The organism is Pseudomonas sp. CFBP 5748 (assembly GCF_053850495.1).
Window position 1 is genome coordinate 300,171 of record NZ_JBSPTN010000001.1, and the last position, 15,280, is coordinate 315,450.

Annotated in this window: 12 protein-coding genes; 11 read left to right on the plus strand and 1 reads right to left on the minus strand. The window is 60.4% G+C overall.

Annotated features, from left to right (window positions below):
* Positions 1 to 3: 3 nt before the first annotated feature.
* On the minus strand, positions 4 to 1,335 hold the full coding sequence (locus ACWNZ1_RS01450; RefSeq protein ID WP_135844351.1) for a TRZ/ATZ family hydrolase: 1,332 nt from the start codon (positions 1,333 to 1,335) through the stop codon (positions 4 to 6).
* A gap of 106 nt (positions 1,336 to 1,441) precedes the next feature.
* On the opposite strand from ACWNZ1_RS01450, the gene mtnA reads away from it, so the two are divergent.
* The 11 genes from mtnA to ACWNZ1_RS01505 all read left to right on the plus strand — a co-directional run bounded on the left by mtnA (position 1,442) and on the right by ACWNZ1_RS01505 (position 15,120).
* A complete protein-coding gene (mtnA, locus tag ACWNZ1_RS01455) occupies positions 1,442 to 2,518 on the plus strand; it encodes an S-methyl-5-thioribose-1-phosphate isomerase (RefSeq protein WP_135844352.1) in 1,077 nt (358 codons plus the stop codon).
* Positions 2,519 to 2,965: 447 nt separating this feature from the next.
* Positions 2,966 to 5,629 (plus strand): DNA gyrase subunit A, encoded by a 2,664-nt coding sequence (gyrA, locus tag ACWNZ1_RS01460; RefSeq protein ID WP_025212561.1) that lies wholly within the window; start codon positions 2,966 to 2,968, stop codon positions 5,627 to 5,629.
* A gap of 230 nt (positions 5,630 to 5,859) precedes the next feature.
* Positions 5,860 to 6,945, plus strand: coding sequence for a 3-phosphoserine/phosphohydroxythreonine transaminase (gene serC, locus ACWNZ1_RS01465; protein WP_135844353.1), 1,086 nt, complete (start codon positions 5,860 to 5,862; stop codon positions 6,943 to 6,945).
* Entirely contained in the window at positions 6,945 to 8,039 is a 1,095-nt protein-coding gene (pheA, locus tag ACWNZ1_RS01470; RefSeq protein WP_135844354.1) for a prephenate dehydratase, read from the plus strand. Before serC ends, pheA begins: the two co-directional genes overlap by 1 nt.
* A 13-nt stretch (positions 8,040 to 8,052) precedes the next feature.
* Positions 8,053 to 9,165 carry a histidinol-phosphate transaminase gene (gene hisC / locus ACWNZ1_RS01475; protein WP_135844355.1) on the plus strand — a complete coding sequence of 371 codons (1,113 nt, stop codon included), beginning with the start codon at positions 8,053 to 8,055 and terminating at the stop codon, positions 9,163 to 9,165.
* Between the two features lie 28 nt (positions 9,166 to 9,193).
* On the plus strand, positions 9,194 to 11,401 hold the full coding sequence (locus tag ACWNZ1_RS01480; RefSeq protein WP_135847961.1) for a bifunctional prephenate dehydrogenase/3-phosphoshikimate 1-carboxyvinyltransferase: 2,208 nt from the start codon (positions 9,194 to 9,196) through the stop codon (positions 11,399 to 11,401).
* Positions 11,398 to 12,087, plus strand: coding sequence for a (d)CMP kinase (gene cmk, locus ACWNZ1_RS01485; protein ID WP_135844356.1), 690 nt, complete (start codon positions 11,398 to 11,400; stop codon positions 12,085 to 12,087). The genes ACWNZ1_RS01480 and cmk overlap by 4 nt, the downstream gene beginning before the upstream one ends.
* A 120-nt stretch (positions 12,088 to 12,207) precedes the next feature.
* Positions 12,208 to 13,902 (plus strand): 30S ribosomal protein S1, encoded by a 1,695-nt coding sequence (rpsA, locus tag ACWNZ1_RS01490; protein WP_007939922.1) that lies wholly within the window; start codon positions 12,208 to 12,210, stop codon positions 13,900 to 13,902.
* A gap of 225 nt (positions 13,903 to 14,127) precedes the next feature.
* Positions 14,128 to 14,406 (plus strand): hypothetical protein, encoded by a 279-nt coding sequence (locus ACWNZ1_RS01495; RefSeq protein ID WP_256452379.1) that lies wholly within the window; start codon positions 14,128 to 14,130, stop codon positions 14,404 to 14,406.
* Between the two features lie 145 nt (positions 14,407 to 14,551).
* Positions 14,552 to 14,851 (plus strand): integration host factor subunit beta, encoded by a 300-nt coding sequence (ihfB, locus tag ACWNZ1_RS01500; protein WP_135844358.1) that lies wholly within the window; start codon positions 14,552 to 14,554, stop codon positions 14,849 to 14,851.
* Positions 14,852 to 14,877: 26 nt separating this feature from the next.
* Positions 14,878 to 15,120 carry a lipopolysaccharide assembly protein LapA domain-containing protein gene (locus ACWNZ1_RS01505; protein WP_135844359.1) on the plus strand — a complete coding sequence of 81 codons (243 nt, stop codon included), beginning with the start codon at positions 14,878 to 14,880 and terminating at the stop codon, positions 15,118 to 15,120.
* Positions 15,121 to 15,280 lie beyond the last annotated feature (160 nt).

The following is a 15,280-nucleotide window of genomic DNA, read 5'->3' on the forward strand; positions in this document are numbered from 1 at the left end:
TGGTTATTCGTTGTGGCCGCTGATGCGACGCCCCCAGGCCTGGGCCGAGGCGGTCAGTTGCGACTCGTCCAGGCGCGTCAGCCGGCCATCTTCGAGCAGCGGCTTGCCGGCCACCCACAGGTGTTTCACGCAGTCGCGGCCCGTGGCGTAGATCAGTTGCGACACGGGGTCATAGACCGGTTGCTGCGCCAAGCCCGACAGGTCGAAGGCCACCAGGTCGGCGGCCTTGCCGACTTCCAGTGAGCCCACCGTTGCCTCGATGCCCAGCGCCCGGGCGCCATTGAGCGTGGCCATGCGCAGCGCCCGGTGCGCGTCCAGGGCTGTGGCCGAACCGGCGACCGCCTTGGCCAGTAGCGCGGCGGTGCGCGTCTCGCCGAGCAAATCCAGGTCGTTGTTGCTCGCCGCCCCATCGGTGCCGACCGCCACATTGACCCCGGCCTGCCACAGGCGCTCCACTGGGCAGAAACCGCTGGCCAACTTCAGGTTCGATTCCGGGCAATGGATCACGCTGCAGTTGCTTTCTACCAGCAACGCCTGGTCTTCATCGCTGACCTGGGTCATGTGCACGGCCTGGAAGCGCGGCCCCAGGAGCCCCAGTCGGCCCAGGCGGGCCATGGGCCGCTCACCGGTGTTCTCCACAGCCTGCTGCACTTCGAAGGCGGTTTCGTGAACATGCATATGAATGGCCGCGTCCAGCTCTTCGGCGATCACGCGGATTTTCTCCAGGTTCTCGTCGCCCACGGTGTACGGCGCATGGGGGCCGAACGCAACTTTGATCCGTGGGTGGTGCTTGAGGTCGCCAAAAAGCTCGATGCCCTGACGAATGGCGTCGTCGGCGCTGGCGGCGCCTGGGATAGGGAAATCGAGGATTGGGATGGCGATTTGCGCGCGGATTCCGCTGTTATGCACGCGTTCACTGGCAACCTTGGGGTAGAAGTACATGTCAGAGAAACAGGTGATGCCGCCCTTGATCTGTTCGGCGATCGCCAGGTCGGTGCCATCGCGTACGAAGTCTTCATCGACCCATTTGGCTTCAGCTGGCCAGATGTGCTGTTCGAGCCAGGTCATCAGGGGCAGGTCGTCGGCCAGGCCACGGAACAAGGTCATCGCCGCATGGCCGTGGGCGTTGACCAGGCCCGGGCTGAGCAGCATGCCCGGCAACTCACGGACCTGGGCCGCGTCACACTTCAGGGCTTCTGCCCGTGGGCCGATGAACACGATGCAACCGTCGCGGATGCCCAGGCCGTGATCCTTGAGCACCACACCGGCGGGTTCGACAGGCACCAACCAGGTCGGCAGCAATAATAAGTCGAGCGCAACGGCAGGCTTGGGCATCGTGGAACGGTTCCATGGGTTATAAAGGATGGCGAAGTATACCCGAGCGTCTTCGCGGAGGGATCGCTATAATCGGCGGCTTTTGTTCATGAGTGCGGGGTGAAGGATGCGCGATCGACTGTTGGCTGCGGAGAAGGTGAAGGCCATCGATTGGCGGGATGGCGCCCTGTACCTGCTGGATCAGCGTATTTTGCCGTTCGAGGAAAACTGGATCGCCTGCACCAGCGCGGCCGGTGTGGCCGAGGCGATTCGCTCGATGGTGGTACGTGGCGCGCCGGCCATCGGTATCAGTGCGGCCTATGGTGTGGTGCTTGCGGCGCGAGCCAGGATGGCCGAGGGCGGTGACTGGCAAGCGGCGCTGGAAGCTGACTTTGCCTTGCTGGCCGATTCCCGGCCGACAGCGGTGAACCTGTTCTGGGCATTGGACCGCATGCGTGACCGACTGGGGCGCTTGAAAGAGCATGCCGAGCCGTTGGTTGCCCTTGAGGCCGAAGCTATCGCGATCCATGAAAGCGACCGTGAAGCCAACCTGACCATGGCCCAGCTCGGTGTTGACCTGATCCGCAAGCATCAGGGCAACGCCCAGGCCATCCTGACCCACTGCAACACCGGCGCCCTGGCCACCGGCGGCTTCGGCACGGCCCTGGGGGTGATTCGCGGTGCGTTCCTCGAAGGCATGGTCGAGCGCGTCTATGCCGACGAAACCCGGCCATGGCTCCAGGGCTCGCGCCTGACGGCGTGGGAGTTGGCCAACGAAGGCATCCCGGTGACCCTCAATGCCGATTCCGCTGCGGCCCACATCATGAAGACCAAAGGCGTGACCTGGGTGATCGTCGGCGCCGACCGCATCACCGCCAACGGCGACGTGGCGAACAAGATCGGTACTTATCAACTGGCGGTCTGCGCCATGCACCACGGCGTGCGCTTCATGGTGGTGGCGCCGAGCTCGACCATCGACATGAACCTGGCCAGCGGGGACGATATCCCGATTGAAGAGCGCGACGGACGCGAGCTGCTGGAAGTCGGCGGCAAGCGGGTCGGGGCGGATGTGGAGGCCTTCAACCCGGTGTTCGACGTCACCCCGGCGGACCTGATCGACGTCATCATTACCGAGAAGGGCATTGTCGAGCGGCCGGACACGGCGAAGATGGCGCAGTTGATGTGTCGCAAGCGGTTGCACTGACGATTTGTATTGCCTGGTCTATCGCCTTCGTGAGCAAGCCCGCTCCCACATGGTGACCGTGTCGTTCGTGTGATTGATGCACGACACAGGTCCAGTGTGGGAGCGAGCTTGCTCGCGAAGAGGCCCCAACAGTCAACAAATACCTTGCATTTACCCTTCCAATCTTCATTCACCCCGCCTCTAAGCCCCTCTCGTCCTCTATCAGCCTGTCACCGGTCAACTAACTATGCTCCATGCGCATCAGGGGGATAGGTGCGTGGCGGCTCTTGTGATAACATCCGGCGGTTTCCAGGGCTGCCTCGCGAGGTGGCCTTTACTGCGCAGATCCAAGGCATAACTCGTTGATTTGTCGTAAGTCGCTGCATGGCACTTGTTCTGCAGCGGCGAGCTTCGTTCGTCCCATCTGGATGTGACGAGGTTTCACCAGAAAAAGGAATCAGGCTTCTCATGGGCGAACTGGCCAAAGAAATCCTCCCGGTCAATATCGAAGACGAGCTGAAACAGTCCTACCTCGACTACGCAATGAGCGTAATCGTCGGGCGGGCGCTGCCGGATGCGCGCGATGGCTTGAAGCCCGTGCACCGGCGCGTGCTGTTCGCGATGAGCGAGCTGGGCAACGACTTCAACAAGCCGTACAAGAAATCCGCCCGTGTCGTCGGCGACGTGATCGGTAAGTATCACCCCCACGGTGACACCGCCGTGTACGACACCATCGTGCGGATGGCCCAGCCATTTTCCCTGCGCTACCTGTTGGTAGACGGCCAGGGCAACTTCGGTTCCGTGGACGGCGACAACGCCGCAGCCATGCGATACACCGAAGTGCGCATGACCAAGCTGGCCCACGAGCTGCTGGCCGACCTGCACAAGGAAACCGTGGACTGGGTGCCGAACTACGACGGCACCGAAATGATCCCGGCGGTCATGCCGACCCGTATCCCCAACCTGCTGGTCAACGGCTCCAGCGGTATCGCCGTGGGCATGGCGACCAACATCCCGCCGCACAACCTCGGTGAAGTCATCGACGGTTGCCTGGCCCTCATCGACAATCCCGAGCTGACGGTCGATGAGCTGATGCAATACATCCCCGGTCCGGACTTCCCGACCGCCGCGATCATCAACGGTCGTGCCGGCATCATCGAAGCCTACCGCACCGGCCGTGGCCGCATTTACATGCGCGCCCGTTCGACCATCGAAGACATCGACAAGGTCGGTGGTCGCCAGCAGATCGTTATCACCGAGCTGCCGTACCAGCTGAACAAGGCCCGCCTGATCGAGAAGATCGCCGAGCTGGTGAAAGAGAAGAAACTCGAAGGCATCACCGAGCTGCGTGACGAGTCCGACAAGGACGGTATGCGCGTCGTGATCGAGCTGCGCCGTGGCGAAGTGCCTGAGGTGATTCTCAACAACCTCTACGCCCAGACCCAGCTGCAAGCGGTGTTCGGTATCAACATCGTGGCGCTGATCGACGGCCGTCCGCGGATCCTGAACCTCAAGGACCTGCTGGAAGCCTTCGTGCGTCACCGTCGCGAAGTGGTCACCCGTCGCACCGTGTTCGAGCTGCGCAAGGCCCGCGAGCGTGGTCACATCCTCGAAGGCCAGGCCGTTGCCCTGTCGAACATCGACCCGGTCATCGCCCTGATCAAGGCCTCGCCAACGCCGTCGGAAGCCAAGGAAGCGCTGATCAGCACGCCTTGGGAGTCCTCCGCGGTGGTGGCGATGGTCGAGCGTGCCGGGGCCGATTCGTGCCGTCCGGAGAACCTCGATCCGCAATACGGCCTGCGCGAGGGCAAGTACTTCCTGTCCCCGGAACAGGCCCAGGCCATCCTGGAACTGCGTCTGCACCGCCTGACCGGTCTGGAGCACGAGAAGCTGCTGGCCGAGTACCAGGAGATCCTCAACCAGATCGGCGAGCTGATCCGCATCCTCAACAGCGCCACGCGCCTGATGGAAGTGATCCGCGAAGAGCTGGAAGTGATCCGCGCCGAGTACGGCGACGTGCGCCGCACCGAGATTCTCGATGCGCGTCTGGACCTGACCCTGGGTGACATGATCCCGGAAGAAGAGCGCGTGGTGACCATTTCCCACGGCGGCTACGCCAAGACCCAGCCGCTGGCCGCCTACCAGGCCCAGCGTCGTGGCGGCAAAGGCAAGTCGGCGACTGGCGTCAAGGACGAGGACTACATCGCTCACCTGCTGGTCGCCAACAGCCACACCACGCTGTTGCTGTTCTCCAGCAAGGGCAAGGTGTACTGGCTGAAAACCTACGAAATCCCTGAAGCGTCCCGTGCGGCTCGCGGTCGTCCGTTGGTCAACCTGCTGCCGCTGGACAGTGATGAATACATCACCACCATGCTGCCGGTGGAGGAATACACCGAAGGTCACTTCATCTTCATGGCTACCGCCAAAGGCACCGTGAAGAAGACCCCGCTGGAATCCTTCAGTCGCCAGCGCAGCGTTGGCCTGATCGCTCTCGAATTGGACGAAGGCGACGTGCTGATTTCCGCCGCCATCACCGACGGCGAGCGAGAAGTCATGCTGTTCTCCGACGGCGGCAAGGTCACCCGCTTCAAGGAATCCGACGTCCGTGCCATGGGCCGTACCGCCCGCGGTGTGCGCGGCATGCGCCTGCCGGAAGGCCAGAAGCTGATTTCCATGCTGATCCCCGAAGAAGGCAGCCAGATCCTCACCGCTTCGGCGCGTGGTTATGGCAAGCGCACCGCTATCAGTGAGTTCCCTGAGTACAAGCGTGGCGGCCAGGGCGTGATCGCCATGGTCAGCAACGATCGTAACGGTCGTCTGGTTGGCGCTGTCCAGGTACTCGATGGTGAAGAGATCATGTTGATCTCCGACCAGGGCACCCTGGTGCGCACGCGAGTCGCCGAAGTGTCGAGCCTGGGGCGTAACACCCAGGGCGTGACGCTGATCAAGCTGGCCAGCGATGAAACGCTGGTAGGGCTTGAGCGGGTCCAGGAGCCATCGGAAGTCGAAGGCGAGGAACTGGAAGGCGAGGAAGGCGTGGCGTTCGACGGCACCCTCGGTGCCGATGTCGACGACATGACTGGCGACCAACCGCTCGACGCTGCTGCTGACGAAGAAGAACCGCAGGACTAAGCGGACGCGCAAGGGGGCGGATGAGAATTCGCCCCCTTGTTGTTTGTCCCGTTTGAAAATTTGCGACACTGCACGTCCTATCCTTTGTGGAAGTGGGCTTGCTCGCGAATGCGGTGTGTCAACCAGTCAGATGTCGACTGACACACCGCATTCGCGAGCAAGCCCGCTCCCACATGGATAGATGTGTTGAACAAGATTTATGTGACCACCAGATCAGAGCGAGATTGGATGTGAGCAAGAGAGCCTATAACTTCTGTGCCGGCCCGGCGGCGTTGCCTGAAGCGGTCCTGAAACGTGCCCAGGGTGAACTTCTCGACTGGCATGGCAAGGGCCTGTCCGTCATGGAAATGAGCCATCGCAGCGATGAGTTCGTGTCCATTGCCACCAAGGCCGAGCAGGACCTGCGTGATCTGCTGAACATCCCGTCCAATTACAAGGTGCTGTTCCTTCAGGGCGGCGCCAGCCAGCAGTTCGCCCAGGTTCCGCTGAACCTGCTGCCGGAAAGCGGCACGGCTGACTACATCGACACCGGCATCTGGTCGCAGAAAGCTATCGAAGAGGCCTCGCGCTACGGCCACGTCAACGTTGCCGCCACCGCCAAGCCCTACGACTACTTTGCCATTCCCGGTCAGAACGAGTGGAAGCTGTCCAAGGATGCGGCCTACGTTCACTACGCGCCGAACGAAACCATCGGTGGCCTGGAATTCAACTGGATCCCGGAAACTGGCGACGTGCCCTTGGTGGCCGATATGTCTTCGGACATCCTCTCGCGCCCTGTGGATATCTCCCGTTTCGGCATGATCTACGCCGGTGCCCAGAAGAACATCGGCCCGAGCGGCATCCTGGTCAGCATCATTCGTGAAGACCTGCTGGGGCGCGCCCGTTCCCTGTGCCCGACCATGCTCAACTACAAGGTCGCGGCCGACAACGGCTCGATGTACAACACCCCGCCGACCCTGGCCTGGTACCTGTCGGGCCTGGTGTTCGAATGGCTGAAAGAGCAGGGCGGTGTCGAAGCCATCGGCAAGCTCAATGAAGTGAAGCAGCGCACGCTGTACGACTTCATCGACGCCAGCGGCCTCTACAGCAACCCGATCAACAAAACCGATCGGTCGTGGATGAACGTGCCGTTCCGCCTGGCCGATGACCGTCTGGACAAGCCATTCCTGGCCGGCGCCGACGAGCGCGGTCTGCTGAACCTCAAGGGCCACCGTTCGGTCGGTGGCATGCGCGCCTCCATCTACAACGCCGTCGACATCAATGCGGTCAATGCGTTGATTGCCTACATGGCAGAGTTCGAGAAGGAACATGGCTAATGTCTGAGCAAGAACTCAAGGCGCTGCGCCTGCGCATCGACGCCCTGGACGAAAAAGTCCTGGAACTGATCAGTGAGCGCGCGCGCTGCGCCCAGGAAGTCGCCCGGGTGAAGATGGCCTCTCTGGCTGAAGGCGAAGTGCCGGTGTTCTATCGCCCTGAGCGTGAGGCGCAGGTGCTCAAACGCGTCATGGAGCGCAATAAAGGGCCACTGGGCAATGAAGAAATGGCGCGGTTGTTCCGCGAGATCATGTCTTCGTGCCTGGCCCTTGAGCAACCGCTGAAAGTCGCCTACCTGGGGCCGGAAGGGACCTTCACCCAGGCCGCGGCCATGAAGCATTTTGGTCACGCGGTGATCAGCAAGCCAATGGCAGCCATCGACGAAGTCTTCCGTGAAGTGGCGGCCGGGGCTGTGAATTTCGGCGTGGTTCCGGTGGAGAACTCCACTGAAGGCGCCGTCAACCACACGTTGGACAGCTTCCTCGAGCACGACATGGTGATTTGTGGCGAAGTCGAGCTGCGCATCCACCATCACCTGCTGGTGGGCGACAACACCAAGACCGACAGCATCAGCCGGATCTATTCCCACGCCCAGTCCCTGGCCCAGTGCCGCAAGTGGCTGGACGCGCATTACCCGAACGTCGAGCGCGTGGCGGTATCGAGCAACGCCGAGGCGGCCAAGCGGGTCAAGGGTGAGTGGAACTCGGCGGCGATTGCCGGTGACATGGCGGCCGGCCTCTACGGCCTGACGCGCCTGGCCGAGAAGATCGAGGATCGTCCGGACAACTCCACGCGATTCCTGATGATCGGCAGCCAGGAAGTACCGCCGACCGGCGACGACAAGACGTCGATCATCGTCTCCATGAGCAACAAGCCCGGCGCGCTCCATGAACTGCTGGTGCCGTTCCACGACAACGGTATTGACCTGACCCGGATCGAGACCCGTCCGTCGCGCAGCGGTAAATGGACTTACGTGTTCTTCATCGATTTCGTCGGCCACCACCGCGATCCGTTGGTAAAAGGTGTGCTGGAAAAAATCAGTCAGGAAGCAGTGGCACTCAAAGTGCTGGGTTCCTACCCCAAGGCAGTTCTTTAAGGGCGGATAGCAAATGAGTGGCAACTTCCTCGCCCTGGCACAGCCAGGCGTGCAACAACTCTCGCCTTACGTTCCGGGCAAGCCTGTGGATGAGCTGGCTCGTGAGCTGGATCTGGACCCGGCCAGCATCGTCAAATTGGCCAGCAACGAAAACCCGCTGGGCGCGAGCCCCAAGGCGCTGGCGGCGATCCGCGATGAGCTGGCTGAGCTGACCCGTTACCCTGATGGCAACGGCTTCTCGCTCAAGAGTCTGCTGGCCGAGCGCTGTGGCGTGGAGCTGAACCAGGTGACCCTGGGCAACGGTTCCAATGACATCCTCGAGCTGGTGGCGCGGGCCTATCTGGCACCGGGCCTCAATGCGGTGTTCAGCGAGCACGCGTTTGCGGTCTACCCGATCGCGACCCAGGCCGTCGGTGCCGACGCCCATGTGGTTCCGGCCAAGAATTGGGGGCACGATCTGCCGGCCATGCTGGCTGCCATCGACGCCAACACCCGTGTGGTCTTCATTGCCAACCCGAACAATCCGACTGGCACTTGGTTCGACGCCCAAGCGTTGGACGATTTCCTGCAGGATGTGCCCGAGCACGTGCTGGTGGTGCTGGATGAGGCCTACATCGAATACGCCGAAGGCAGCGACTTGCCCGATGGCTTGGACTTCCTCGCGGCCTACCCGAACCTGCTGGTCTCGCGCACCTTCTCCAAGGCCTATGGCCTGGCCTCGCTGCGAGTCGGCTACGGCCTGTCCACCGCTGTGGTGGCCGATGTGCTGAATCGCGTGCGCCAGCCGTTCAACGTCAATAGCTTCGCCTTGGCCGCTGCCTGCGCCGCCTTGCAGGATGACGCCTATCTGGCCGAAAGCCGTCGTTTGAACGAGGCTGGCATGCAGCAACTGGAAGCCGGGTTCCGTGAGCTGGGCCTGAGCTGGATTCCATCCAAAGGCAATTTCATCTGCGTCGACCTCGGGCGTGTCGCGGCGCCGGTGTTCCAGGGCTTGTTGCGCGAAGGCGTGATCGTGCGTCCGGTGGCCAATTACGGCATGCCGAACCACCTGCGCATCACCATTGGCCTACCAGCGGAAAACAGCCGTTTCCTTGAGGCGTTGAGCAAGGTTCTGGCTCGTGGTTGATGTCACTTCACTGCAACCTGTTGCCCCTATGATCGGTCGCCTGGTAGTGGTCGGCCTGGGGTTGATTGGCGGTTCGTTTGCCAAGGGGCTGCGCGAAAGCGGCCTGTGCCAAGAGGTGGTCGGTGTCGATCTGGATCCGCAGTCGCGCAAGCTGGCGGTGGAGCTGGGGGTGGTGGATCGTTGCGAAGATGACCTGACGATCGCTTGCCAGGGCGCAGACGTGATTCAGCTGGCGGTGCCGATCCTGGCCATGGAAAAGTTGCTGGCGCGCCTGGCCACCATGGACCTGGGGCGCGCCATCCTCACGGATGTCGGCAGCGCCAAGGGCAATGTCGTGCGCGCCGCCACCGAAGCCTTCGGCGGCATGCCGACGCGCTTCGTGCCCGGTCATCCGATTGCCGGTTCGGAGCAGAGCGGGGTGGAAGCCTCCAACGCGGAACTGTTTCGTCGTCACAAAGTGATATTGACGCCGCTGGAGCAGACCGACCCGGCTGCGCTGGCGGTGGTGGACCGGTTGTGGCGCGAACTGGGTGCCGATGTCGAGCACATGCAGGTCGAGCGCCACGATGAAGTGTTGGCCGCCACCAGTCATTTGCCGCACCTGTTGGCATTCGGCCTGGTGGATTCATTGGCCAAACGCAATGAAAATCTTGAGATCTTCCGTTACGCTGCCGGCGGTTTCCGCGATTTCACGAGAATCGCCGGTAGCGACCCGGTCATGTGGCACGACATCTTCCTCGCTAACCGCGAAGCTGTCCTGCGCACACTCGATACATTTCGCAGCGACCTCGACGCCTTGCGCGACGCGGTCGATGCAGGGGACGGGCACCAATTGCTGGGCGTTTTCACACGCGCCAGGGTGGCCCGCGAGCATTTCAGTAAAATCCTGGCCCGTCGGGCCTATGTGGACGCTATGAACTCCAATGATCTGATTTTCCTGGCACAACCTGGTGGCTCCCTGAGTGGGCGTATTCGTGTACCGGGCGATAAATCGATTTCCCACCGTTCGATCATGCTCGGCTCCCTGGCCGAAGGCGTGACAGAAGTGGAAGGCTTCCTCGAGGGCGAAGACGCCCTGGCGACGCTGCAAGCGTTTCGCGACATGGGCGTGGTCATCGAAGGCCCGCATCACGGTCGCGTGACCATCCATGGTGTCGGCCTGCACGGCCTCAAGCCTGCCCCTGGCCCGATCTACCTGGGCAACTCCGGTACTTCGATGCGCCTGTTGTCCGGCCTGCTGGCCGCGCAGGACTTCGACAGCACCCTGACCGGTGACGCCTCGCTGTCCAAGCGTCCGATGAATCGTGTCGCCAACCCGTTGCGGGAAATGGGTGCGGTCATCGAGACCGCGGCCGAGGGCCGTCCGCCGATGACTATTCGCGGCGGCAACAAGCTCAAGGGCCTGACCTACACCATGCCGATGGCCAGCGCCCAGGTTAAGTCCTGCCTGCTGTTGGCGGGGCTCTATGCCGAAGGCAAGACCACTGTCACCGAGCCAGCTCCGACCCGCGACCACACCGAGCGCATGTTGCGCGGCTTTGGCTACCCGGTCACAGTCAACGGTGCCACCGCTTCCGTCGAGTCTGGCAGCAAACTGACCGCGACCCACATTGAAGTGCCGGGCGATATCTCCTCGTCGGCATTCTTTCTGGTGGCCGCCTCGATTGCCGAAGGTTCCGACCTGGTGCTCGAGCATGTCGGCATCAACCCGACCCGCACCGGCGTGATCGACATCCTGCGTCTGATGGGTGCTGACATCACCCTGGAAAACCAGCGTGAAGTCGGCGGCGAGCCGGTGGCAGACTTGCGCGTACGAGCAGCTAAACTCAAGGGTATCGAGATTCCCGAGGCGTTGGTTCCGCTGGCCATCGATGAATTCCCGGTGCTGTTCGTGGCGGCCGCGTGTGCCGAAGGGCGTACCGTGTTGACCGGCGCCGAAGAGCTGCGGGTCAAGGAATCGGATCGTATCCAGGTGATGGCGGACGGCTTGCTGGCCCTGGGCGTCAAGTGCCAGCCAACGCCGGACGGCATCATCATCGACGGCGGCCAGATCGGCGGTGGCGAAGTCCATGGTCACGGTGACCACCGCATCGCCATGGCCTTCAGTGTTGCGTCGTTGCGCGCCAGTGCGCCAATTCGCATCCATGATTGCGCGAACGTCGCGACGTCGTTCCCGAACTTCCTGACGCTGTGCGCGCAGGTTGGTATTCGAGTAGCACAAGAGGCACAGTCGTGAACATAAAGGCACCGGTCGTCACCATCGATGGCCCAAGTGGCTCGGGCAAGGGGACCGTCGCCGGGATCCTGGCCAGGCAACTGGGCTGGAACCTGCTCGATTCGGGTGCCTTGTATCGCCTGCTGGCATTCGCCGCCGCCAATCATGGCGTCGACCTGACCAACGAAGAGTTGCTCAAGGCGTTGGCCGCGCATCTGGACGTGCAGTTCATCGCGGCGACCGACGGTCAGTTGCAGCGCATCATTCTGGAAGGTGACGAAGTCAGCGATGTCATCCGGACCGAAAGCGTTGGCGCCGGGGCTTCCCAGGTCGCCGCGCTGCCGGCGGTGCGCGAGGCGTTGCTGCAACGCCAGCGCGCCTTCCAGGAGCCACCGGGGCTGGTGGCCGACGGTCGCGACATGGGCACGGTAGTGTTTCCCGATGCGCCGCTGAAGATTTTCCTGACCGCCAGTGCAGAGGAGCGGGCGCGTCGCCGATATTTGCAGTTGAAGGGCAAAGGCGAGGATGTTAGTCTGTCGAGTCTGCTAGATGAGATCCGTGCACGCGACGAGCGTGACACCCAGCGCGCAGTAGCCCCGCTCAAGCCGGCGGCTGACGCGATACAGCTGGATTCCACGGAGTTGTCCATCGATCAGGTGTTGCAACGCATCATGAGCGAGATCGCCATTCGCGATATCGCCGGGTGACCAGGAAGCTCCGCAGGGGACCAGTCATAGTCCTGTGGTGCTTCTTTTATATGAAACTAACCCACACCGTCTGGGGTGTGGAGGCGGGCGTATTCTTCGCCCTAATCAACAGGAATTAAAATGAGCGAAAGCTTTGCGGAACTCTTTGAAGAAAGCCTGAAAACCCTGAACCTTCAGGCAGGCTCCATCATCACCGGTGTTATCGTTGATATCGATTACCAAGCTCGCTGGGTAACCGTTCACGCTGGTCTGAAGTCTGAAGCACTCATCCCGCTTGAGCAGTTCTACAACGACGCTGGCGAACTGAACATCAACGTAGGTGACGAAGTTCACGTTGCGCTGGACTCGGTTGAAGATGGCTTTGGTGAAACCAAGCTGTCCCGTGAAAAAGCCAAGCGCGCTGAATGCTGGATCGTTCTGGAAGCGGCTTTCGCAGCTGAGGAAGTGGTCAAGGGCGTTATCAACGGTAAGGTTAAAGGCGGCTTCACTGTCGACGTTAACGGCATCCGTGCGTTCCTGCCAGGTTCCCTGGTTGACGTCCGTCCAGTGCGCGACACCACGCACCTGGAAGGCAAAGAGCTGGAATTCAAGGTCATCAAGCTGGACCAGAAGCGCAACAACGTTGTCGTTTCCCGTCGCAGTGTCCTGGAAGCCGAGAACTCCGCCGAGCGTGAAGCTCTGCTGGAATCGCTGCAGGAAGGCCAACAGGTCAAAGGTATCGTCAAGAACCTCACCGATTACGGCGCATTCGTCGATCTGGGTGGCGTCGATGGCCTGCTGCACATCACCGACATGGCCTGGAAGCGTATCAAGCATCCTTCGGAAATCGTCAACGTTGGCGACGAGATCGATGTCAAGGTTCTGAAGTACGATCGCGAGCGCAATCGTGTTTCCCTGGGCCTCAAGCAACTGGGCGAAGATCCATGGGTTGCTATCAAAGCCCGTTACCCAGAAAGCACTCGCGTCACCGCTCGTGTTACCAACCTGACCGACTACGGCTGCTTCGCTGAGCTGGAAGAAGGCGTTGAAGGCCTGGTACACGTTTCCGAAATGGACTGGACCAACAAGAACATCCACCCTTCGAAAGTCGTACAAGTCGGCGACGAAGTGGAAGTCATGGTTCTGGACATCGACGAAGAGCGTCGTCGTATCTCCCTGGGCATCAAGCAGTGCAAATCTAACCCATGGGAAGATTTCTCTGGCCAGTTCAACAAGGGCGATAAAATCTCCGGCACCATCAAGTCGATCACCGATTTCGGTATCTTCATTGGTCTGGACGGCGGCATCGACGGCCTGGTTCACCTGTCCGACATCTCCTGGAACGAAGTGGGCGAAGAAGCCGTACGCCGCTTCAAGAAGGGCGACGAGCTGGACACCGTTATCCTGTCGGTTGACCCAGAGCGCGAGCGCATCTCCCTGGGTATCAAGCAACTGGAAAGCGATCCGTTCTCCGAGTACGTTCAAGAGAACGACAAGGGCGCAATCGTTAAGGGCATCGTGAAAGAAGTTGACGCTAAAGGCGCCATCATCACCCTGGCCGACGATATCGAAGCGACTCTGAAAGCCTCCGAAATCAGCCGTGACCGCGTTGAAGACGCGCGTAACGTCCTGAAAGAAGGCGAAGAAGTAGAAGCCAAGATCATCAGCGTTGACCGCAAGAGCCGCGTAATCCAGCTCTCCATCAAGTCGAAAGACGTTGAAGAAGAGAAAGAAGCTATCCAGAGCCTGCGCGACAAGCCGGCTTCGGACACAGCTGCTCCTGGTCCTACCACTCTGGGTGACCTGTTGCGTGCACAAATGGAAAAACAGAACTGAGTTCTGTCAGACCATAGAAAAAGGGCGACTTCGGTCGCCCTTTTTTGTGCCTGCGATTTATCTGAATTCTTCCTCCGCGTCCGCGAGTACTGCAGTCTCTCACGTTCAATATGAAACCAATCCCGTTGCCAGGGTGTCTGTTTTGTTAAGCAGATCAATCATCTATTCAAGTCTGGCCGGCCTGAGATAAATCATCGGATCGAGCCTCTTGTACCAAGGATGTGAATGAACAAATTATTTTGGGTAATGGTCGTGCTGGCGCTGGCCGGCTGTGCCACAAGCGCCAAGACCCATGCAGTGCGGGGCGTCAGTGGTATCGAGATCGATTGTTCAGGATTGGGTTCCGGCTGGGAGAAGTGCCATAAGAGGGCTGCCAGAGAGTGCAAGGGCGCAGGCTACAAGGTGATTACCCGATCCGACGACGCGAAGGATGAAGATCAATACCCCTTTGGTTTCAATCCGGCAGGTTATCTGACGCGTACGATGCTGGTCATTTGTCGCTGAGTACATCCAAATGCAGCGCGTGCGCAGAAATGGGGCAAATACGACACCGAGAAGATATGTCAATACTCGGGCTGTTCAAAATCCTCCGGTCATGCTAAAACCTTTGAAGCGATTTTCCTAGCTGCTTGAAAAAGAAGGGAAAAATATGACGAAGTCGGAGTTGATCGAACGAATTGTCACCCATCAAGGGCTACTCTCATCCAAGGATGTAGAGCTGGCTATCAAGACCATGCTTGAGCAAATGTCCCAATGCCTGGCTACGGGAGATCGTATCGAGATCCGTGGCTTCGGCAGCTTCTCCCTCCACTACCGCGCCCCGCGGGTAGGTCGTAATCCAAAAACCGGTCAGTCCGTTAGCCTTGATGGGAAATTTGTTCCTCATTTCAAGCCGGGTAAAGAGCTTAGGGACCGGGTGAATGAGGAAGAGGAGGGGGATGACCTTTAACGGGATGTACAGAAGAAGGGATATTCATGTGGAACTTTAAACGTCTGGCGCTAGCCTTGCTCGTGATGCTGGTGGCTTCAGCTGTTGTTCTGTTCGTGCTTGAAAATAATCAGTCTGTCGCTCTGATGATTTTTGGTTGGGGCGCACCATCGCTGCCAGTTGCGGTACTGGTGCTAGGTGCCTTTTTGGCTGGCCTCACGCTGGGGCCTTTACTGGGTACCTATATTGCGCTGCGGGAGAGGCGTCGTACGCGCAAGACGGCTGTTTGAGCGACCTTTTTCTATAACTAGGTTGTTGACTACAGGTATAGGTCCGGAGCTCCTGACCGTTACGTCATGCATTTAGAATGCAATCATGGCGTTGTGGCTCGAATGGCTCATTTCATCGCTGCTCACCATGGCGTTACGTGTGGTGTCAGTAGCTATTGTC

Coding starts and splice junctions, on each gene's coding strand:
- gyrA (WP_025212561.1), top strand. CDS start 2,966: ATGGGCGAACTGGCCAAAGAAATCCTCCCGGTCAATATCGAAGACGAG.
- ACWNZ1_RS01495 (WP_256452379.1), top strand. CDS start 14,128: ATGAACAAATTATTTTGGGTAATGGTCGTGCTGGCGCTGGCCGGCTGT.
- ACWNZ1_RS01505 (WP_135844359.1), top strand. CDS start 14,878: ATGTGGAACTTTAAACGTCTGGCGCTAGCCTTGCTCGTGATGCTGGTG.
- ACWNZ1_RS01450 (WP_135844351.1), bottom strand. CDS start 1,335: ATGCCCAAGCCTGCCGTTGCGCTCGACTTATTATTGCTGCCGACCTGG.
- ACWNZ1_RS01480 (WP_135847961.1), top strand. CDS start 9,194: ATGATCGGTCGCCTGGTAGTGGTCGGCCTGGGGTTGATTGGCGGTTCG.
- ihfB (WP_135844358.1), top strand. CDS start 14,552: ATGACGAAGTCGGAGTTGATCGAACGAATTGTCACCCATCAAGGGCTA.
- mtnA (WP_135844352.1), top strand. CDS start 1,442: ATGCGCGATCGACTGTTGGCTGCGGAGAAGGTGAAGGCCATCGATTGG.
- rpsA (WP_007939922.1), top strand. CDS start 12,208: ATGAGCGAAAGCTTTGCGGAACTCTTTGAAGAAAGCCTGAAAACCCTG.
- pheA (WP_135844354.1), top strand. CDS start 6,945: ATGTCTGAGCAAGAACTCAAGGCGCTGCGCCTGCGCATCGACGCCCTG.
- hisC (WP_135844355.1), top strand. CDS start 8,053: ATGAGTGGCAACTTCCTCGCCCTGGCACAGCCAGGCGTGCAACAACTC.